This window comes from Comamonas odontotermitis (genome assembly GCF_040396735.1).
Lineage (GTDB): Bacteria > Pseudomonadota > Gammaproteobacteria > Burkholderiales > Burkholderiaceae_C > Comamonas > Comamonas odontotermitis_C.
Genome location: NZ_JBEBNZ010000001.1, coordinates 102756 through 122480 on the forward strand (window position 1 = coordinate 102756; position 19725 = coordinate 122480).

Annotated in this window: 16 protein-coding genes; 9 read left to right on the plus strand and 7 right to left on the minus strand. The window is 63.5% G+C overall.

From position 1 onward, the window contains the following. Positions 1–69: 69 nt before the first annotated feature. Positions 70–1023 (minus strand): EamA family transporter, encoded by a 954-nt coding sequence (locus ACH2DG_RS00490; protein ID WP_395023771.1) that lies wholly within the window; start codon positions 1021–1023, stop codon positions 70–72. A 175-nt stretch (positions 1024–1198) separates the two neighbouring features. Further along, the gene (locus ACH2DG_RS00495) at positions 1199–2344 is read right to left on the minus strand and encodes an NAD(P)/FAD-dependent oxidoreductase (protein ID WP_395024115.1); all 1146 of its coding nucleotides are present in this window, start codon (positions 2342–2344) and stop codon (positions 1199–1201) included. An 84-nt stretch (positions 2345–2428) separates the two neighbouring features. On the opposite strand from ACH2DG_RS00495, the gene ACH2DG_RS00500 reads away from it, so the two are divergent. Then, positions 2429–3583, plus strand: coding sequence for a PQQ-dependent sugar dehydrogenase (locus ACH2DG_RS00500; RefSeq protein ID WP_395023772.1), 1155 nt, complete (start codon positions 2429–2431; stop codon positions 3581–3583). Positions 3584–3602: 19 nt separating this feature from the next. Here the strand turns inward: ACH2DG_RS00500 and ACH2DG_RS00505 are convergent, their stop codons facing one another. Both ACH2DG_RS00505 and uvrA read right to left on the minus strand, forming a co-directional pair. Then, on the minus strand, positions 3603–4064 hold the full coding sequence (locus ACH2DG_RS00505; RefSeq protein ID WP_395024116.1) for a GNAT family N-acetyltransferase: 462 nt from the start codon (positions 4062–4064) through the stop codon (positions 3603–3605). Between the two features lie 65 nt (positions 4065–4129). Further along, complete coding sequence (uvrA, locus tag ACH2DG_RS00510; protein ID WP_395023773.1) at positions 4130–7270, minus strand: excinuclease ABC subunit UvrA; 3141 nt, start codon at positions 7268–7270, stop codon at positions 4130–4132. A gap of 365 nt (positions 7271–7635) precedes the next feature. Between uvrA and ACH2DG_RS00515 the strand changes: the two genes are divergently transcribed. The 6 genes from ACH2DG_RS00515 to ACH2DG_RS00540 all read left to right on the plus strand — a co-directional run bounded on the left by ACH2DG_RS00515 (position 7636) and on the right by ACH2DG_RS00540 (position 14117). Further along, a complete protein-coding gene (locus ACH2DG_RS00515) occupies positions 7636–8859 on the plus strand; it encodes an MFS transporter (protein ID WP_395024117.1) in 1224 nt (407 codons plus the stop codon). Positions 8860–9024: 165 nt separating this feature from the next. Beyond that, entirely contained in the window at positions 9025–9627 is a 603-nt protein-coding gene (gene ssb, locus ACH2DG_RS00520) for a single-stranded DNA-binding protein (RefSeq protein WP_395023774.1), read from the plus strand. Between the two features lie 88 nt (positions 9628–9715). After that, positions 9716–10450, plus strand: a complete 735-nt coding sequence (locus ACH2DG_RS00525) for an ABC transporter substrate-binding protein (protein ID WP_395023775.1) — start codon at positions 9716–9718, stop codon at positions 10448–10450. Positions 10451–10453: 3 nt separating this feature from the next. Continuing rightward, complete coding sequence (locus tag ACH2DG_RS00530; RefSeq protein ID WP_395023776.1) at positions 10454–10939, plus strand: YbaK/prolyl-tRNA synthetase associated domain-containing protein; 486 nt, start codon at positions 10454–10456, stop codon at positions 10937–10939. A 185-nt stretch (positions 10940–11124) separates the two neighbouring features. Next, positions 11125–12639: a rhomboid family intramembrane serine protease gene (locus ACH2DG_RS00535; RefSeq protein ID WP_395023777.1), complete on the plus strand. Its 1515-nt coding sequence runs from the start codon at positions 11125–11127 to the stop codon at positions 12637–12639. A gap of 128 nt (positions 12640–12767) precedes the next feature. Next, on the plus strand, positions 12768–14117 hold the full coding sequence (locus ACH2DG_RS00540; RefSeq protein WP_395023778.1) for a tol-pal system YbgF family protein: 1350 nt from the start codon (positions 12768–12770) through the stop codon (positions 14115–14117). Positions 14118–14133: 16 nt separating this feature from the next. On the opposite strand, the gene mnmA is transcribed toward ACH2DG_RS00540, so the two are convergent. Further along, positions 14134–15291 (minus strand): tRNA 2-thiouridine(34) synthase MnmA, encoded by a 1158-nt coding sequence (gene mnmA, locus ACH2DG_RS00545; protein WP_395023779.1) that lies wholly within the window; start codon positions 15289–15291, stop codon positions 14134–14136. A 217-nt stretch (positions 15292–15508) separates the two neighbouring features. On the opposite strand from mnmA, the gene ycaC reads away from it, so the two are divergent. Together ycaC and ACH2DG_RS00555 are read left to right on the plus strand one after the other, a co-directional pair. Beyond that, positions 15509–16138 carry an isochorismate family cysteine hydrolase YcaC gene (ycaC, locus tag ACH2DG_RS00550; RefSeq protein WP_395023780.1) on the plus strand — a complete coding sequence of 210 codons (630 nt, stop codon included), beginning with the start codon at positions 15509–15511 and terminating at the stop codon, positions 16136–16138. Between the two features lie 55 nt (positions 16139–16193). Beyond that, a complete protein-coding gene (locus ACH2DG_RS00555; protein WP_395023781.1) occupies positions 16194–16442 on the plus strand; it encodes a hypothetical protein in 249 nt (82 codons plus the stop codon). A gap of 138 nt (positions 16443–16580) precedes the next feature. On the opposite strand, the gene ACH2DG_RS00560 is transcribed toward ACH2DG_RS00555, so the two are convergent. Both ACH2DG_RS00560 and ACH2DG_RS00565 read right to left on the minus strand, forming a co-directional pair. Beyond that, complete coding sequence (locus ACH2DG_RS00560; protein ID WP_395024118.1) at positions 16581–19040, minus strand: penicillin acylase family protein; 2460 nt, start codon at positions 19038–19040, stop codon at positions 16581–16583. Positions 19041–19170: 130 nt separating this feature from the next. Then, the gene (locus ACH2DG_RS00565; RefSeq protein WP_395023782.1) at positions 19171–19671 is read right to left on the minus strand and encodes an NUDIX hydrolase; all 501 of its coding nucleotides are present in this window, start codon (positions 19669–19671) and stop codon (positions 19171–19173) included. Positions 19672–19725 lie beyond the last annotated feature (54 nt).

Consider the following 19725-nt stretch of genomic DNA (forward strand, 5'->3'; position numbering starts at 1 on the left):
TCGCAGGGTTTCAGTTAGCTATAAAATAGATAGCGAATTGCGCTTTGCCATCAAGTGCAAGAGGTCCTTTTATAGGCGCTGCCTGCGCGCGACCTCCACCAGCCTCCCGCCCCAGATCACCACCACCAGTGCCAGCACCACCAGCACGGCGCCGGCCCACTGCCAGGGGGTCACCTTCTCATCCAGCATCAGCATGCCAGTGGACAGGCCGATCACCGGTACGCACAGGCTGAAGGGCGCCACGCGATTGGCGGAGTAGCGCTGGATCAGCTGCGTCCACAGCCCATAGCCGATGGTGGTTGCAACCCAGCCCAGATAGGCAATGGACGCCCACGCCAGCAGCGGAATCTGCTGCCACGTCTGCCACTGCGTCCACCTGCCGATATCGCCATCGTCCAGCCAGGCCGAGAGCGCGATGAAAGGAATGATCGGCATCAGGCTGCCCCAGGTGATGAAGGCGATCGGGTCGTAGCTGGCGTTTTCCTTTTGCGCGAGGCGCACCACCACGTTCGAGCAGGACCACGAGGTGGCCGCACACAGCACCAGCAGCAGGCCCGCCAGCGTGGTGCCGCCCGTGCCGTTGCTGCGCAGCTCATTGATCAGCAGGCAGCCCAGGCCCAACGCGGCAATGCACATGCCAGCTACCAAAGGGCGTGCGGGCTTGCCGCGCAACAGCACCCAGGTCCATACGGCTGTCAGAAACACCTGGGTCTGCAGAATCACGCTGGCCAGCGACGCTGTCATGCCGACTTTGAGCGCCGTGAACAGAAAGCCGAACTGTCCCACGCCCTGCAGCAGGCCAAACAGCACTACCCAGCGCCAATGCACCTTGGGCGGCTTGAAGAACAGCACCAGAGGAAACGCCGCGCAGATATAGCGCATGGCGCCCAGCTCAAAGGGCGTGAGGCTGCGCAGGCCCCATTTCATCACCACGAAATTCACCCCCCAGATCACAACGACGGCCATGGCGAGCATCAAATCCCGTGGGCTGAACGGGGGCGACGACGAAGAAGAGGAAGACATGGCGGCAGAGCTGTTGTTGTGCTGTTTTGGCCCAGTGTAGAGATGGGGGCTGCACTTTGCTGGCACTGCGGTATTGCTACCCAAAGTGGCTTCGCCAATCTTCAGCCCACAACCGCTGCCGACTCACCCATGCCTTAGAGTAACCGGCCCAGTTGGGCCTGCTGCTTTTCAGTCTTTACAGCGTCTGCAGGCGCTGTGGCGATAGTGCACCTCGCTGCACGCTGTGCTGCTGCAGCACGGGGTCAAGGGGTTCGTTCAGTGCGAGGTTTCGCGCGAGCAGCGAATAGCCATAAGCACTCTGGATGCCGTAGCCGCCCTGCGCGGCCACCCACAGAAACGCGGGCGCCTGGGTATCCCAGCCGATCACCATTTCTCCGTCTGCCACAAAGCTGCGCAAGCCCGCCCAGGTGTGCCTGGGGCGGCGTATGTCGAACTGCGTGGCCTGCATGATGCGGTCAATGCCAATGGCAATATCCAGTTCTTCGGGCTGTACATCGTGCGGCGTAGTCGCATCCGCATTCGCGGGAGAGCCAAGCAACTGGCCCGCATCGGGTTTGAAGTACCACTGCTCATCGATATCGATCACCGCCGGCCAGGCATGGCCGTCCATGCCATCGGGCATGGCAAAGGTAAAGGCGCTGCGGCGCTTGGGGGTGAGCCCAATGGGCGCAGCACCTGCCAGCTGGCCCATCACATCGGCCCAGGCGCCGGCGGCGTTGACGATGTGGCGCGCCTGTGCGTTGCGGCCATCGGCCAGTTGTACGGTCCAGCGCAGTGCCTGGGCATTCCATTGCAGCGCCTGCACGTCGGCATCGGTCCACAGCTGGCCGCCGCGCTGGCGCAGACCGCGCAAAAATCCCTGGTGCAGGCCGTGCACATCGAGGTCGCGCGCGCCATCGTCGGCAAAGCCGGCCACCAGTACTTCGGTGTTCAGCGCAGGCAGCAGGGCCTTGAGGGCCGTGGCATCCAACCAGCGGGCATGGGGGGAATGCAGCTGTGCGTTCTGAAACTCCTTGCGCAGCTGCGGCAGTTGGTCGTTGCTCGCCACATACAGCACGCCACGCGGTCCCACCAAGGGCTGCTCGGCAAAGTCGGCTGGCGGCTGCTCGTAAAAAATGCGGCTGGCGCGTGTCAGCGCCTGTACCTGGGCGGGGCCGTAATGCTCTTCAAACAGCGCGGCAGAACGGCCCGTGGTGTGGTAGCCGGGCTGCGATTCGCGCTCCAGCACCAGCACGGATGCGCGCTCTGCCAGCTGCCAGGCGGTGGAACTGCCAGCCATGCCGGCTCCGATGACGATGAAATCCCAGATGGCATCGGACAGGGAATCGGATGCGGCAGAAGGGGAACTGAGGTGTTGGTCCATGGTCACCATGGTACTGTCTGGAATCGACCAAGAGGAGGCCCCATGGCACCGAATCTTCTGCCACTGTCGCCTACGCCACTGCGCTGGAGCGCGCTGCGCCAACTGTCGGTCTTTGCTGGCGTGTGCATGGCTGCAGGCGTGGCGCTGGCGCAGCCCGCCTTGCCCAGGCCCGAGGTGCTGGCAAACGGCCTGGCCAACCCATGGGCGATTGCGCCCCTGCCCGACCAGCGCTGGCTGCTGAGCGAGCGCGCGGGCAAGCTGTGGCTGCTGAACGCACAGGGCATCAAGCAGACTGAATTGAAAGGCGTGCCCGCCGTGGCATTCGGCGGGCAGGGCGGTTTGCTGGATGTGGTGGCCGACAGCCAGTTTGCCAGCAACCGCCGCATCTACTTTTGCTACAGCGAACCCGGGCAAGACAAGGAGACCAACAGCACGGCGCTCGGCAGCGCACGTGTTGCTGCGGATGAGCGCCAGCTTGAAGAGGTCAAACGGATCTTCAGCCAACGCCCCAAGGTCAAAAGCAGCGCGCATTTTGGTTGCCGCATTGCCCAGGCGCGCGACGGCACGCTGTTCCTCGGCCTGGGCGACCGCTACTCCTACCGCAACGATGCGCAGAAATTGGACAACCACCACGGCAAACTGGTGCGTATTGCCGCAGATGGGAGCGTGCCCAGGGACAACCCCTTTGTCGGCAAGCTGGAGGTGCTGCCCGAAATCTACAGCTACGGCCATCGCAACAGCCAGGGCCTGACGATGGGTCCTGATGGCCAGCTTTGGCAACACGAGCATGGCCCCCAGGGCGGCGATGAGGTGAACCGCCCGCAGCCCGGCAAAAACTACGGCTGGCCTTTCATCACCTACGGCGAGGAATATGGCGGCGGCAAGATTGGCGAGGGCACGCAAAAGGCTGGCATGGAGCAGCCTCTGCATTACTGGGTGCCCAGCATCGCGCCATCGGGCATGGCTTTTGTCACCAGCGATCGATACGGGTCGGGCTGGAAGGGCAGTTTGCTGGTGGGCGGGTTGAAATCACGCAGTCTTGCCAAGCTGCAGGTGCAGGATGGGCGCATCACCGGCGAGCAGCGCTTGTATGAATCGCTGGGCGAACGCATCCGCGATGTGCGCCAGGGCGCGGATGGCCTGGTCTATCTGCTGACGGATGGGCCCGACGGCAAGCTGATTCGCCTGGTGCCCTGAAAACCTGTTCAAAGGCGGCTTACAGCTTGCGTTTGAAGCCCAGATGGCTGGGCTCGAAGCCAAGCTTCTGGTAGAAGCGGTGCGCATCGGTGCGGCTTTTGTCGGTGGTCAGTTGCACGACCGAGCAGCCCCGCTCACGGCATTGCGCCACCGCCCACTCCAGCATCTGCTGGCCAGCGCCAATGCCGCGCAATGCAGCAGCGATGCGTACCGATTCGATCTGGCCGCGCCAGGCCCCGGTGTGCGACAGGCCGGGCACAAAGGACAGCTGCAGGGTTCCCACGACCTGGCCCTGCAACTCTGCCACCACGAGGCGCTGGTTCGGATCGGCGCAGATGGCTTCAAATGCCGCGATATAGCGCGAATCAGGAGGGTCGACCAGCACCTCGCGCTCGCGGCCCAGGGCATCGTCTGCCAGCAAGGCAATGATGGCGGGCAGATCGGCAAGGCGGGCGGTGCGAAAAATCAGGCTCGCGGGCATATGCGCAGTGTGGCGTTGCTTGGTATCGGTCATCGGATTGCGGGCTTGCTCTGAAAACGGTCGCCTCAGGCCCGAAGGTAAGGCGCCAGATACCGCCCGGTATGGCTTGCCGGGTTGGCCGCCACTTCTTCGGGGGTGCCCTGTGCCACCACCTGGCCGCCGCCCGCGCCGCCCTCGGGGCCCATGTCGATGACCCAGTCGGCGGTTTTGATCACGTCCAGGTTGTGCTCGATCACGACGATGGTGTTGCCCGCGTCGCGCAACTGGTGCAGCACCTTCAGCAGCAGGTCGATATCGGCAAAGTGCAGGCCGGTGGTGGGCTCGTCCAGAATGTAGAGCGTGCGGCCCGTGTCGCGCTTGGAGAGTTCCTGCGCAAGCTTGACACGCTGGGCCTCGCCGCCCGACAGGGTGGTCGCGCTCTGGCCCAGGCGGATGTAGGACAGGCCCACATCCAACAAAGTCTGCAGCTTGCGCGCGATGGTCGGCACATCCTTGAAGAAGGTGTGAGCGTCTTCCACCGTCATGTCCAGAATCTGTGCAATGTTCTGGCCCTTCCACTGCACCTGCAGGGTTTCGCGGTTGTAGCGCTGGCCGTGGCACACGTCGCAGGGCACGTACACGTCAGGCAAAAAATGCATCTCCACCTTCACCATGCCATCGCCCTGGCAGGCTTCGCAACGGCCACCGGCCACATTGAAGGAAAAGCGCCCCGGGCCATAGCCGCGTTCCTTGGCGGTGTTGGTCTCGGCCATCAGCTCGCGGATGGGCGTGAACAGACCTGTGTAGGTGGCCGGGTTGCTGCGCGGCGTGCGGCCAATGGGGGACTGGTCCACGTTGATGACCTTGTCGAAGTAGTCGAGCCCCTCGATTTCGTCATACGGCGCCACATCGCCTTGCGCGCGGTTGATCTTTTGCGCCGCCGCAGCGTACAGGGTGTCGTTGACGAGCGTGGATTTGCCCGAGCCCGAGACGCCGGTCACACAGGTGAACAAGCCTACCGGAAAATCCACCGTCGCTTGGTGGAGGTTGTGGCCGCTGGCACCCGCCACACGCAGGGTCTGCACGGCGTGCGGATCGATGCTTTTGATGCCAGATGTGCTGCTGGCGCTTGACTGGCGAACGCTGGCTGCTCCCTTTTTGGGAGTCTTCTTGGCGAGAGAGGCTTCCACGGTCGGAAAGTGCGATTCCGCCTTGGCCCCCACGGGCTTGCCCGCGGGCGCTCCCACCGTGCCTTCCAGCACCGGTAGCCAGGGGGTGCGGTGCGGAGGCACGGCAATGGTTTTCTTTCCGCTCAGGTACTGGCCGGTCAGCGACTGCGCGTTGGCGCAGATGTCGGCATAGCTGCCCTGCGCCATCACCCGGCCACCGTGCACGCCTGCACCCGGGCCCATGTCGATGATCTGGTCGGCCGCGCGCATCATGTCTTCGTCGTGTTCGACCACGATCACGCTGTTGCCGATGTCGCGCAGGTGCATCAGGGTGGCGATCAGGCGGTCGTTGTCGCGCTGGTGCAGGCCGATGGAGGGCTCGTCAAGCACGTACATCACCCCCGTCAGGCCGCTGCCGATCTGCGAGGCCAGCCGGATGCGCTGCGCCTCGCCGCCCGAGAGCGTTTCGGCGCTGCGGTCCAGGCTGAGGTAGGTCAGACCCACGTCGTTGAGGAACTGCAGGCGCGTGCGGATTTCGTGGATCACGCGCGCGGCGATATCGGCCTTGGCGCCGGAGAGGTGCAGGTGGCTGAACCAGTCATAGGCCTCAGCCAGGGTGACATGGCTCACGTCCTGAATGGCACGGGCTTCGTCCCCTTCGCCCACGCGCACAAAGCGGGCCTCGCGGCGCAGGCGCGCACCGTGGCAGTCGGGGCAGGGCTGCACGCTCTGGTAGCGCGAGAGCTCATCGCGCACGATGCTGGAATCGGTTTCCCGGTAGCGCCTTGCCATATTGGGCAGGATGCCTTCGAACGGGTGTTTCTTGGTGATGAGCTTGCCTGCGTTTTCGCCGCTGGCCAGTTCGTACTTGAAAGCGATGTCTTCGCTGCCCGACCCGTACAGCACCACCTGCCGCACGATGTCCGGCAGGCTCTCGAAAGGCTGCTCGATGTCGAACTTGTAGTGGCGGCCCAGGCTCTCGAGCATGGCAAAGTAATAGCCATTGCGCCGGTCCCAGCCCTTGATCGCGCCGCTGGCGAGGCTCAGCGAGGGAAATGCCACGACGCGGTCAACGTCGAACACCTCATGCACGCCCAGGCCGTCGCAGGAAGGGCAGGCGCCGTGCGGCGAGTTGAACGAGAACAGCCGCGGCTCCAGCTCCGCCAGCGCGTAGCTGCAGATCGGGCACGAGAACTTGCTGCTGAACAGATGTTCCTTGCCGGTGTCCATCTCCATGGCCAGCACGCGGCCGTTGCCTTCGTTGCCGCCTACGCGCAGCGCCGCCTCAATGCTCTCGGCCAGGCGCTGCTGCACATCGGGGCGGATCTTGACGCGGTCGATCACCACGTCGATATCGTGTTTCTCGTTCTTGGCCAGAGGCGGCAGCGCTTCGTGCTCGTACATCTGCCCATCGACCCGAAAGCGCACATAGCCCAGCGCCTGCATCTGCGCAAACAGCTCGACGAACTCGCCCTTCTTGCCGCGTGCCACGGGGGCCAGGATCATCAGCTTGGTGTCCTGCGGCAGCGCCAGGATCGCATCCACCATCTGGCTCACGGTCTGCGCCGCGAGCGGCAGGTTGTGATCCGGGCAGAACGGCGTGCCGGCGCGGGCGTACAGCAGGCGCAGGTAGTCGTGGATTTCGGTCACCGTGCCCACGGTGGAGCGCGGGTTGTGGCTGGTCGCTTTCTGCTCGATGGAGATGGCTGGCGACAGGCCCTCGATCAGGTCGACATCGGGTTTGTCGAGCCGGCCCAGGAACTGGCGTGCATAGGCCGACAGGCTCTCGACATAGCGGCGCTGCCCCTCGGCATACAGGGTGTCAAACGCCAGGCTAGATTTGCCCGAGCCCGACAGGCCGGTAATCACCACCAGCTGGTGGCGCGGAATGTCGAGATCGATGTTCTTGAGGTTGTGGGTGCGTGCGCCACGGATGGCGATGCGGCTGTGCGCCAGGCGCGCACCCAGGTAGCGGCCGTCGTCCTGCGCCAGGGGTTCACCCAGTTCGGCGTGCAGATCGAGGGCGGCATTGGGGATGGTCGGAGTGCGTGGTGGCATGGGAGGCGCGGAGAACCAAAACTCCCCATGATAGCCAGCCAGCGGGTTTTGTGTGTGACCGACGCACTTTGGCGCCAAGGTTGTACAGGGCAAATAGCCATGCCATGGGGCGCAAAAGATGTTGATGTCGCGCAAGTACAGCGGTAGAAAATGGAATATACATACGCCAAATCAGTACTGGCAGCTATTGATTTGGAAGCGTGTTGTTTCCTGTTGTCTGTAAGGATTGTGGTGCCGCCCTACACTTGCCGCTGGCGATAATCCTTGTCGCGCTGCGGGCTGACTGTCAGCCCCTTGCTTTTTTGGCCCATCTTCTGATTTCTCCCTTGCCGCGCTCCTCCCGTCCATCCTCTTCTTCATCCGCCATGCTGCCTGCCGAGCGGCGTGCCAGCGTGAGCCTGGCGCTGATCTTTGCGCTGCGCATGCTCGGGCTGTTCCTGGTGCTGCCCGTCTTTGCACTGGAGGCGCGCAAGTACCCTGGCGGAGATGATCCGGCGCTGGTGGGGCTGGCCATGGGTATCTATGGGCTCACACAGGCAGTGTGCCAGTTGCCGCTGGGCATGGCCTCCGACCGGCTGGGCCGCAAGAAGGTGATCGTGCTGGGCCTGCTGGTATTTGCGGCAGGCAGTCTGCTCGCCGGGCTTGCGGGCAATCTGCATACGCTGCTGATCGGCCGGGCGCTGCAGGGCGCAGGCGCCGTATCGGCTGCGGTGACGGCGCTCCTGGCCGACCAGACGCGCGATGCCGTGCGCACCAAGGCCATGGCGCTGGTGGGGGCCAGCATTGGCCTGATGTTCGCGCTGGCCCTGGTGATCAGCCCGCTGCTGGTGGTGCATATCGGCCTGTCGGGTCTGTTTCTGCTGACCTGTGGCCTGGCGCTGGCAGGGATTGCCGTGGTGCTGTGGGTGGTGCCACCCGAGCCGGTGGTACACCACGACGGCCCACGCGGCAGCCTGCGCGATGTGCTCCGGCACGCCGATCTGCTGCGCTTGAACGGTGGCGTGTTTGTGCTACACACCGTGCAGATGGCCATGTGGGTGGCGGTGCCAGCCATGCTGGTGCAGGCAGGCCTGCCCAAGGCGGAGCACTGGCATGTCTACCTGCCGGCCGTGGTGCTGTCATTTGTGGCCATGGGAGCGCTGTTTTCGATGGAGCGCAGGGGCAGGCTGCGTGCCGCGCTGCTGGGCGCCATCGCCCTGGTGCTGGTGGTGCAGGTGGGACTGGGCATGCTGGCGGCTGGCGGCAGCATTCCCACCATCTGGTGCATGGCACTGTTGATGTTTGTGTTTTTCTGCGGTTTCAATGCGCTGGAGGCCACGCAGCCCAGCCTGGTCTCGCGCATGGCGCCGGCGCCGCTGCGCGGGGCGGCGCTGGGCTGTTACAACACTTTGCAGTCGCTGGGGCTGTTTGCGGGCGGCGCGCTGGGTGGCGTCCTGGCCAAGTGGGCCGGGCCGACGGGCCTGTTCGCCGCCACTGCCGTGCTTACCTTGCTGTGGCTGGTTGTGACCTGGCCACTCCGTCCAGTGGCGCGTGCAGACCACAGTGGCGAAAAGGAGAAAGTGAGCGCTGGCAATGGTTCGGCCCGCTGAACGGGCCAAGCCCTGTTTTTCTGTCGATCCTGCCATGCACCCGGATTGCGCTTTGGGGTAGGATACGATCCTGTTTTTCACCAGTGATGGGCGTTTGAAGGCCGCAGGGCCAGCAAGGCTGCCAACGCATAGTAGGCGCCCATTTTTCAAGGACTCATTTTCACCATGGCATCCGTCAACAAAGTCATCATCGTCGGCAATCTGGGCCGCGATCCCGAAATCCGCACCTTCCCCTCGGGCGACCAGGTCGCCAACGTCACCATTGCCACCACCGACCGCTGGCGCGACAAGAACACCGGCGAGAACAAGGAATCCACCGAATGGCACCGTGTGGTGTTCAATGGGCGTCTGGCCGAAATCGTGGGCCAGTACCTGCGCAAGGGCAGCCAGGTGTATGTGGAAGGCAGCCTGCGCACCCGCAAGTGGACCGACCAGGCGACCGGCCAGGAGCGTTACGCCACCGAAATTCGCGCTGACACCATGCAGATGCTGGGCAGCCGTCAGGGCCAGGGCGGCCAAGGCCAGGGCGGTGGCGACGACTACGGCTATGGCGACAGCGGCTACGGCGATCAGGGCGGTGGCAGCCAGGGTGGTGGCAGCCAGGGTGGTGGCCAAGGCGGCTACCAGCAACGCCGCGCGCCGGCGCCTGCCATGGCTCCCCGCCAACAGCAGGCACCTGCACCGCGTCCGGCGCCCGCACCCATGCCCGCACCGGCCCCGCGCGCAGCGTCGGGCTTTGACGATATGGACGACGATATTCCATTCTGATCCGCGCCTGCCACGCGCTCACCCATGAACGATTCAAGGCCTGCATTCCACTTTGGTGCAGGCCTTTGTTTTTGACGAAAGCCTTGCCATGACTGCTGGTGCCGACATCGTTTCTGCCTTCGCTCCCACGGGTCGCGTGCGCGCTGCCATCAACGTGGGCAACCCCATCCTGGCGCGGCTGCAGACCGATGGCACGCCTGCCGGTGTTTCGGTGGACCTGGCGCATCGCCTGGCTGCACAGCTGGGGGTGCCGCTGGAGCTGCAGGTGTTCGAGGCAGCGGCCAAGTCGGTCGACGCGGTGACGAATGGTGTGGCGGATTTCGGGTTCTTCGCTGTCGATCCGGTGCGCGGTGCAGGCATCGCATTTTCTGCGCCTTATGTGCTGATTGAAGGGGCGTACATGGTGCGCAGCGATTCGCCGCTCACTGACAACGCGCAGGTCGATGTGGCGGGTCATACCGTGGTGGTAGGCCAGGGCAGCGCTTACGACCTGTACCTGTCGCGCGAACTCAAGCACGCCAGCATCGTGCGTGCGCCGACATCGCCTGCGGTGGTGGATGTGTTTCTGGCGCCGACGGGCGATGTGGCCGCAGGCGTCAAGACCCAGTTGGAGACCAGCGTGGCGCAACGCGGCGGCTTGCGCATGCTGCCCGGGCGCTTCATGGTGATTCAGCAGGCCATGGGTGTGCCAAAAACACGGGGTACGGTCGTGGCCCAATGGCTGTCCGATTTTGTGGAAGAGGCCAAGGCGCATGGCTTTGTGGCCGAGGCGCTGGCCCGCCACCAGATACAGGGCGCCACCGTTGCGCCGCGCAAGGATTGAGTGATGGTGTTTGATCAACTGGTGCAACTGCTCGACGGCCATGGCGCGCGCTACCGCGTGCTGGAGCACCCGGCAGAGGGCAAATCGGAAGAGGTGGCACGCATTCGCGGTACGGCGCCGGGCCAGGGCGCTAAGGCCATGCTGTGCAGAACCAGGAGTGGGGCGGTTGGAGAGAACTGGGTGCTGGCGGTGCTTCCGGGTGACCAGAAGCTGGATTTTCGCAAGCTTGCGGCTGCCCTCGGGTTGCCCAAGATGACGCTGGCTAGTGCCGAAGAAGCCACGCAGCAGACCGGCTGCGTGATTGGCGCAATCCCTCCGTTCAGCCTGGCGCCGCAGATTACGCTGGTGGTGGATCCGGGCCTGGTGGCGCGTTTTGGCGAAATCGCCTTCAATGCCGGCAGGCTGGACCGCTCGATGGTGCTGAACAGCGAGGACTATGTGCGCATTGCCCAGCCAGCGCAGCATGTAATCTGCGCGGATGCGGTGTAAGCAAAAAGCGCGGCGGATGCCCAATCAGAGGGCGCAATAACTCTGCTTTTGATAGCAAACACTGATGTGAAAGGCAGCCTGTCTCCCTTGTCTGGTCGCTGAACGAGACGCAAAAATCCAACACTGTGGCTGCTCGGCTGGCGCGGTTTGCAGCGTGGCTGCCGTGCCACCGCACAATATGCGCCATGTTCATCGCCATCCCGCTTGAAAACAAACCCTCCTGGCAGTCTCCACCATGGATGACCGTGCTGTTGATCGTCATCAACTGCCTGGTGTTCTGGGTCTGGCAGGAAGGTGAGGAGCGGGGAGCTGAGCGTGCTGCCAAGACCTACGCGCACACGGCGCTTCCTGCGATGGAGGTGCCGGAGTTCGTCAAATACCTGGATGCGCAGAGCCAGAACAAGGACAGCCGCATCAGCAAGCAACTGGTGCGCATGGCCCAGGGCCTGCAAAAATCCCAGGATTACGAGCAGTTGTACACGCTGATGTGGCAAGAAGGCCGCTTTCGGCGCCAGTTGCTGGCGGGCGAGGTGATCCGGCCTGGCGATCCGCTCCATGCCGAATGGCAGGCGGCCCGCGCCCGCTTTGCGCCGCAGGAGCCCAAGCCCTTCACATCACGCTGGGCCATGAGCTACGAGCCCGGCGCAGGTCTGCAGCCTGTGCAGGCCTTCACCTCCACCTTTTTGCATGGCAGCACCGGGCACCTGCTGGGCAACATGGTGTTTCTGTTCCTGTTCGGCTTCACGCTGGAGATGGCACTGGGTGCGGGGCTGTACCTGTGCTTTTATGTCATTGCCGGTATCAGTGCATCGCTGTTTGCTGGCCTGTTTTATGCGGGCATGGGCAGCTACGGACTGGGTGCATCAGGTGCGATTGCAGGGCTGATGGCCATGTACGTGGTGCTCTACCGCATGCGGCGCATCCGGTTCTTCTACATGCTGGCGTTCTACTTCAACTACGCCACCTGGCCCGCGCTGGTGCTGCTGCCGGTGTGGATGGGGTTCGAGCTCGCGCAGCACTGGATAGGCGGGCGCGGTGTGGCCTACATGGCGCATTTTGGCGGCCTGGTGGCAGGGGGCATTTTGATGGCGCTGTACCTGCAGTTGCGGCGCAAGGAGTCGGTGGTGGAGGAGGCTGCGCGCGACAAGCAGGCCGCCAAGGCGCAGGCAGATGCCTTGCAGGCGGCCGTACAGCGTGCCCAGCAGCATACCGATGCGCTGGCGTTTGACCGTGCGGCCCGTGCGTGGCGCGAGGCAGCCAAGCTGGCGCCCACCGATCCCAAGATTCTGCGCGCCTGGTTCGAGAGCGCCCGCCATGCCCCTGCCAGCGATGATTTCCACCTGGCTGCGCGCACCATCTTCAAGCTGCCTGCCAGGGCCGATGCTGAGCGCCAGTTGCAGCACCGCAGCTGGCGTGTGTACTGCGAGCGCGCCCAGCCGGTACCGCGCATCAGCAGCAACACGCTCCATGCGCTGGTGCCGGGCTTTGTACGCCTGGGCGAATGGGATGACGCACAGAAGCTGTGCCTGCAGCTGGAAAAGGCTGCGGATCACCCGCAATGGCCGAGCACCCTGTCATTGTTGGCCAATGGCCTGGCCAAAGCCGGGCGCATGGATGATGCGCGCCGCTGGCTGCCCGCGCTGCAGCAGGCGGCACCGCACGAGCCAGTGACGCGTTGGCTGGGCGGGGCTGTGCGATGAGCCATGGGCCTCTGCCCCGTCTGTGTTTTGTAAAGGGATTGTGAAGTTATGCCTTATGATCGTTTCTGACAATACATAAAGTTGCAACTTGCAATTTTCACAATAGTCCATAGACAACAGGGGCGGCCATGGGCCTATCGCGTTCACAACCGGAAGTCGACAACGACAGCGCCAACTGGAACATTCCTCCTTTCTGGCAAAAGCTCAACAGTTTTTTCCTGTTTCCATTCCAGCGCACGCCATTCTTGTACGCCGTGGTGCTGTCGCTGTGTGCCTATGCCATGTTCATGGGGCTGCTCATCGGGATTGCGGTGTTTGTGGGCCTGATGCTGGCCGTCAGCCGCTATGCCTTCAAGACGGCGGCGTATGCATCGCGTGGCGTGCTGGACAGCAGCGACTATGACCATTACCCGCTGGACGCCGACCTCAAGGTGCTGCCCTGGAAGTTCTTTGGCGTGCTCCTGGTGCACGGCTTTGTCATCGGCATGCTGGCGCAGGCCAGCCTCAAGTTGGGCGTGCTGGGCAACCTGGGGTCGTCGTTCCTGATTCCCGTCACCTTGATGGTATTGATCAGCACGGGCAGCCTGTCGTCGGCCATCAACCCGTTCATTCTGCTGGGCACGATTGCCGGCATCGGGCTGCCGTACTTCCTGTTGTGCCTGTTTTTGTTCCTGCTGATGCAGGGCGCGCCCATGGCCATGGGCTTTTTGCTGGTGCTGGTGCCCAAGGCCATGCTGGCGCCGCTGATGGCCTTTGCCATCATCTACTTTCTGTGGGTGATTGCGGCCATGATCGGCTATGTGATGTACCAGAACCATGCGGAGTTCGGCATTGAGCCCGACAAGGCGCCCGAGGCCGAAGGCGGCAGCACGGTGCAGGTCGACCCGCAGGCCGCGGAGGCCAAACGGCGCGATGCCGCGGTTGCGCAACTGGTGCAGAACGGCGACATGCAGGCCGCGCAGGACGAGGCGCGCGAATGGCAGCGCCTCAATTATGACAATGTGGCCGACCAGCGCCGCTACCACCGTGTGCTCAAGCTCACTGACAAGACGGCAGAACTTGCGCGCCATGGCCAGCAGTTCATCGACCTGTTGTTGCGCAAACACCAGGCCAGCGAAGCACTGGAGGTATGGGGCAGCTGCTACAAGCGCATGCCCGGTTTCAAGCTGGAGTCTGCCGAGGCCTCCCTGGCATTGGCCCATACCGCCTGGAAGCGCCAGCAAGGATCGCATGCGCTGGCGGTGCTGCAGAATTTCGAGAAGAACTACCCGGGCAGCCCGGTGATCCCGCAGGCGCAGGAGCTGATTGTTCGGGTGCTCAAGCAAGGGTTGGGCAAGCCGGATCAGGCGGTGCGCGTTTTCATGCGCATGAAAATGCGCTACCCCGAGCACCCCAGCACGCAGGAGGCGGCATGGATCCTGCGCGACGAATTGCCGCAGGACCCTGCCAAGCCGGCAGCGCCCGTTGCGCCAGTGTAGGTCTATCGCTTAGAGCTTAGAGCGCAGCTTTGGCAGGCGTGGCATGCGCTACCCCTGCCTCCGCCCCCACCTGGGCGATGATGCCGCCGCCCAGGCAGACCTCGCCGTCATACAGCACGGCTGACTGGCCGGGTGTCACGGCCCATTGCGCCTCTGGAAAATCCAGGTGGAAGTGGCTGTTCGTCGCATCGGCGCCGATGCTGGCAGGCGAGTCGGGCTGGCGGTAGCGAGTTTTGGAGCCGTAGGTGCCTGCGGCTGGCGGGTGGCCGGCAATCCAGCTGGTATTGTCGGCATCGAGGGCATGCGACAGCAGCCAGGGATGGTCGTGCCCCTGCACCACGCGCAGGATGTTCTTGTCCAGATCCTTGCGTGCCACGAACCATGGCGCATGGTCGCCCGCGCCGCGTGCAGCCCCCTTTTCCTTGACGCCGCCGATGCCCAGGCCCGATCGCTGGCCCAGCGTATAGAACGACAGTCCCACATGCTTGCCCAGCTTGCGGTTGCGGTCGTCCAGGATCAGGCCGGGCTCCTTGCTGATGTAGCGGTTGAGGAAATCGCGGAACGGGCGCTCACCGATGAAGCAGATACCGGTGGAATCCTTCTTCTTGGCATTGGGCAGGCCAATTTCTTCGGCAATGCGGCGCACCTCGGTCTTCCGCAACTCGCCCACAGGGAACAGGGCCTTGGACAGCTGCGCCTGGTTCAGCCGGTGCAGGAAATAGCTCTGGTCCTTGGCGGGATCGAGTCCTTTGAGCAGCTCGAACAGCCGGGTTTCTGGGTTCTGGCGCACGCGTGCGTAGTGGCCGGTGGCAATCTTTTCGGCGCCCAGACGCATGGCGTGGTCCAGAAACGCCTTGAACTTGATCTCGGCATTGCACAGCACGTCGGGGTTGGGTGTGCGGCCCGCCTGGTACTCGCGCAGGAATTCCGCAAACACGCGGTCCTTGTAGTCGGCCGCAAAGTTGACGTGTTCGATCTCGATGCCGATCACGTCGGCCACGGCGGCGGCGTCGACAAAGTCGATGTTCGACGAGCAGTACTCGCTGTCGTCGTCATCTTCCCAGTTCTTCATGAAGATGCCGACGACCTCGTGCCCCTGCTTCTTGAGCAAATACGCGGTGACGGCCGAATCCACGCCGCCACTCAGCCCCACTACGATGCGCTGTTTAACCATGGGCGCAATTATCCGCCCCGGCAGCGGGCGCTTGCTGCGCTAGGGCTATGCTGCGTGCACGGTCTATCGTTCATATTTTTGAACGATGAATGCAAATTTCAGTGATTTATCTTTGATCGTTCCATCATTAATATTCATTCCAGGCGTTAGGCACGAATCTTCGTTGCAGACGCTCCTGGCGGGCAACGCCCGCCGACTGATCTGAAAAGGAACGACCATGTCCCACAAGCCCTATGTTCGCCTCGACAAGGACAATGCCGCCGTGCTGTTGGTGGATCACCAGACGGGATTGCTCTCGCTGGTGCGCGATATCGATCCCGACAAGTTCAAGAACAATGTGCTGGCGCTGAGCGATCTGGCCAACTACTTCAAGCTGCCCACCGTCCTGACCACCAGCTTTGAAGATGGCCCCAACGGCCCGCTGGTGCCTGAGCTGGTGCAGGCGCACCCCAAGGCGCCGTTCATTCCACGCCCTGGCCAGATCAATGCCTGGGACAACGAAGACTTCGTCAAGGCCGTCAAGGCCACCGGCAAGAAGCAACTGATCATTGCCGGCGTGGTGACCGAGGTGTGCGTGGCCTTTCCGGCGCTGGCGGCCATCGAAGAAGGCTTCGAAGTGTTCGTGGTGACCGATGCATCCGGCACGTTCAATGAAATCACCCGCGATTCGGCCTGGCGCCGCATGGAAGCAGCGGGCGTTCAGCTGATGACCTGGTTTGGCGTGGCTTGTGAGCTGCACCGCGACTGGCGCAACGATGTGGAAGGGCTGGGCACCCTGTTCAGCAACCACATCCCTGACTACCGCAATCTGATGAATAGCTATTCGCGTGCCAGCGCAAGCAAATAAAGCACCAATAGCTATTGAATAAGTAGCAATAAAGCCAAAACTGCAAGGAGCCACCATGGAGCAAGCGCATGTCATCGCCTACCAGGCGCAGACGGGTTTCATCGGCCTGCAACTGCCCGATGGCAGCTACGCCCTGGCGGAGCAACTGGGCAACCAGCCGCTGCGCGAAGGCCAGCAGCTGCAGGGCAACCTGCACAGCGTGGGGCTGGAGACGCTGGAAGACGCCAGCACGCATGCGGCCTACGAGGTATTCATGCAGGCCTATGGGCTCTCGGCGGAAGGCTTGCGGCTGGCGCTGCTGTAAGCACGGTCCAAAAACCTGCTCAACGTGGCCGCAGACATTGCAGATAGATATTGCAGATATCGAACCAGCAGATGGAAAAAGGCGATCCCCGGATCGCCTTTTTTGCTGCCACCCGAAGGCCGGGTTTGAAAGACGGGTTTATTGCGGTGTCAGCGCAATGCGCTCGCGCGTGGCTTTCTCTACCGCACTGCGTGAATAGGCGAGCGGAAAGTACTGGCCTGCCGCCCAGGTGTTGGCCAGGTCACGGTAATGCGGGCTGGCCGGGTTGCCCGATTGGCCGGGCGTGTTGACCACGCGCGAAGCATCCCAGTTGCCCACATCCACCACCATGCGGAAAGACGCACCCGAAGTCAGCTGGTAGGTGTCTGCGTTGTAGCTGGTGGCCATGGGCGTGGCCCACGATCCGCCGATGCCGCCAGCCCCGACATTGAGCTTCTGCCTGGTGGCGCTGTCCACCACACCGGCCAGGGGGTGCACGAAGATCGCCTGGTGCAGGTCGCCCCAGGTCCAGCTCTTCGCATCGGCCCCCAGCTTGCCCTGCAGCCACTGCATGGCAGGCGCAATGGAGGACAGCAGCACCTGGTCGCGCTCGGCCGGGCTCATCCATCCCTGGGGGGTCTCCAGCACCGTGATCATGCGGGTGGCGCTGGTGTCCTTGGCAAAGCTGCGCTCGCCTGCAGCCAGCACCCGGTCGGTCAGTGCTTTCTTCAAGGTGGCGTTGCTCCAGACCTCGTACAGCGCTGCGGCGGGGCTGTCCTTGGACATGGTGCCGTCCCAGCCCTGCAGCATGGCCAGGCCCTGCGCGGTCTGTGCATCGTTGCTCTTGAGCGGCGCCAGCAGCTGGAGCAGGCGCTGCGCTGGCACGGCCACGATGTCGGTCTGCCAGGCTTCGGAGTCGGCAACGCTGAGCTTTCTGCCTTCCTTGGCTGCCTTTTCGAACAGCCCATGCAGGCGTTGCGCGCGGGCCGCATCCGACCATTCGTAGCCAATGCCCTTCTGGTAGAGCGGATGACCGGGCGGCACATTGTTTTCGTTGGCGGTCACCACGTAGCCGCGCTGGGGGTTGAACTCCCAGGGCAGCTCGTCGCCATTGCGGTAGCCCGTCCATTCAAAGCGGCCGTCACCGGGCACGGGTGTCAGCCCGTCCCAATTGGGGCGAATGGGTGTCAGGCCGCCGGGAATCCAGCCAATGTTGCCGCTGCTGTCGGCGTAGACCTGGTTCTCACCCGGAGCGCCCCAGCGGTTCATTGCGGCGCGGAACTGGTCGAAGTTCTGCGCCCGCATGTAGTCCATCGAGCCGAAGTAGGGCGCCATGCCCAGGTCCAGCCAGGCTGCGCGCAGGGCGTATGCCTTGTTGTTTTCGGCGGCGAGCACCGGGCCGTGGCGGGTGTACCAGTTCTCCACGATGACGGGTTTGGCCGCGCCTTTGACGGCAATGGTTTCCGTGACGCGGGTCATGGGCTCCCAGCGGCCCTGGTACTTGTATTCCTTGCTGTTTTGCGGATTGGTCTCGTACACGTACAGGTCTTCCTGGTCCATGTAGAAGCGCGTCAGGCCAAAGGCAATGCGACCGTTGTGGCCGATGGAGATGCCGGGCAGAAACGGCTCGCCCGCGCCGATCACGTCCATGCCAGGGGCCGAGATGTGCGAGATGTAGCGCAGGCTGGGCGCGCCATGCGCGCGGTGCGGGTCGTTGGCCAGAATGGGGCGGCCGGTCGTGGTCATGCCGGGCGCAATCGTCCAGTTGTTGCTGCCATAGCTGGCCAGGGTGTTGGCATCGGGCTGGTTCAGTGTGGATTCGGACAGGGCCAGCAGCTGTTCGGGGGCCATGTCCTGTGCGGAAACCTTGACGTTTTCCTTGGTAAAGCGCGGGCTGGCAGTGGCCAGGGCATAGGCGCGCTTGAGCTCCTTGCCGGGCAGGCCGCACACCTCCAGCCCTTCGGGGATCTGCGGTTTCACATCAGGCACCAGCTCGCGGCGCAGCCAGTCCACGCGGGCGCCGTTCTGCTTGCCCTCGCAAAAGGCCTGGGCGCGGTCCACCTCGCTGGTAAAGTTCAGCGTGAGGCCGTGGTGGCGGATGCGTACCGTGTCTTCTGCTGCCCATTTGGCGGGCTGGTAGCCCAGCAGTTTGAACTCCTCGGGCAGCAGGCCGGGGTCTGCCTGCGTCTGTGCCACAAAGGCATTCACCCCGGCCACGAAGGCCTCGGCCACCCGCTTGGAGTCCGAGCCATAGGCCAGCCATTCGCGGTACATGTCGCCGCGAAAGAGCACGGCCCGCGCAGCCTTGTCGCTCTCGACCCAGGCAGGGCCGAAGTCCTGGGCCATTTCGCCCAGTCCGCGCTTGCGCCACAGGTCCATCTGCCACAACCGGTCACGCGCGGCCATATAGCCTTGCACCACGAAGGCGTCGTAGGTGGTGCCGGCATAGATGTGCGGCACGCCCCATTGGTCGATCAGCACTTCGGCAGGTTTTTCCAGTCCGGCAATCTTGGCTTGGCTCTGCGAGGTGGGCGCGGTCGCGAGCGAGCTGCAGCCTGCAGCCAGGAGCGCTGCAGCCAAAGGCAGCGCCAGACGCAGCACGCGGCGCGGCGGGGTGATGGACGGGAAGGCAGGGTGTTGGCGTGGCACGGTGTCGTCTCCTCGTTGTGAGGCGTCCACATTGCCACGGGGCAGCTTGCCGCGCTATCGCCTGCGCGGCAGTACGGCCTCAGGAGATCGTCAACACGTTCTAAGCGCCCGTCTCGGGCTCTACCAGCACCGACGCATCGGTGTAGATCAGCCCCAGCGGAAAGCGCTGTCCGGCGAGGTAATCGTTCAATGACTGCAGCACCAGTGGGCTGCGTAATTGACCTGCGTCATGGGCGGCCTGTATCTCGTCCGGGGTCATCCATACCGTGCGGCGAATCCCATCGTCCAGCGGCTGGCCTTCGTGGAATGCGCCCAGGGTGCCGGTGAAGGAAAAGCGCATATAGGTCGTATCCGTGCCGGTCTTGGTGCGGACAAAGCGATTCATATAGATGCCCAGCAGCGCCGTGGGCTTGAAATCGAATGCGGTCTCTTCCAGCACTTCGCGGGCGCAGGCCTGGATGGGCGACTCGCCAGGGTCCAGATGCCCGGCAGGGTTGTTCAGGCGAACACCGTCCGAAGTGTCTTCTTCTACCAGCAAAAAGCGGCCATCGCGCTCGATCACGGCGGCCACGGTGACATTGGGTTTCCAGCGGTGGGGCATGCGCGCATTATGGGTGAAGTCGAACTAGGCGCGCTGCCGGTATGCGGTTTTTAA

Bases quoted from the DNA above. Each gene is read 5' to 3' on its own strand.
- ACH2DG_RS00490 (WP_395023771.1), bottom strand. From the start codon at position 1,023: ATGTCTTCCTCTTCTTCGTCGTCGCCCCCGTTCAGCCCACGGGATTTG.
- ACH2DG_RS00500 (WP_395023772.1), top strand. From the start codon at position 2,429: ATGGCACCGAATCTTCTGCCACTGTCGCCTACGCCACTGCGCTGGAGC.
- ACH2DG_RS00505 (WP_395024116.1), bottom strand. From the start codon at position 4,064: ATGCCCGCGAGCCTGATTTTTCGCACCGCCCGCCTTGCCGATCTGCCC.
- uvrA (WP_395023773.1), bottom strand. From the start codon at position 7,270: ATGCCACCACGCACTCCGACCATCCCCAATGCCGCCCTCGATCTGCAC.
- ACH2DG_RS00515 (WP_395024117.1), top strand. From the start codon at position 7,636: ATGCTGCCTGCCGAGCGGCGTGCCAGCGTGAGCCTGGCGCTGATCTTT.
- ssb (WP_395023774.1), top strand. From the start codon at position 9,025: ATGGCATCCGTCAACAAAGTCATCATCGTCGGCAATCTGGGCCGCGAT.
- ACH2DG_RS00525 (WP_395023775.1), top strand. From the start codon at position 9,716: ATGACTGCTGGTGCCGACATCGTTTCTGCCTTCGCTCCCACGGGTCGC.
- ACH2DG_RS00530 (WP_395023776.1), top strand. From the start codon at position 10,454: ATGGTGTTTGATCAACTGGTGCAACTGCTCGACGGCCATGGCGCGCGC.
- ACH2DG_RS00535 (WP_395023777.1), top strand. From the start codon at position 11,125: ATGTTCATCGCCATCCCGCTTGAAAACAAACCCTCCTGGCAGTCTCCA.
- ACH2DG_RS00540 (WP_395023778.1), top strand. From the start codon at position 12,768: ATGGGCCTATCGCGTTCACAACCGGAAGTCGACAACGACAGCGCCAAC.
- mnmA (WP_395023779.1), bottom strand. From the start codon at position 15,291: ATGGTTAAACAGCGCATCGTAGTGGGGCTGAGTGGCGGCGTGGATTCG.
- ycaC (WP_395023780.1), top strand. From the start codon at position 15,509: ATGTCCCACAAGCCCTATGTTCGCCTCGACAAGGACAATGCCGCCGTG.
- ACH2DG_RS00555 (WP_395023781.1), top strand. From the start codon at position 16,194: ATGGAGCAAGCGCATGTCATCGCCTACCAGGCGCAGACGGGTTTCATC.
- ACH2DG_RS00565 (WP_395023782.1), bottom strand. From the start codon at position 19,671: ATGCCCCACCGCTGGAAACCCAATGTCACCGTGGCCGCCGTGATCGAG.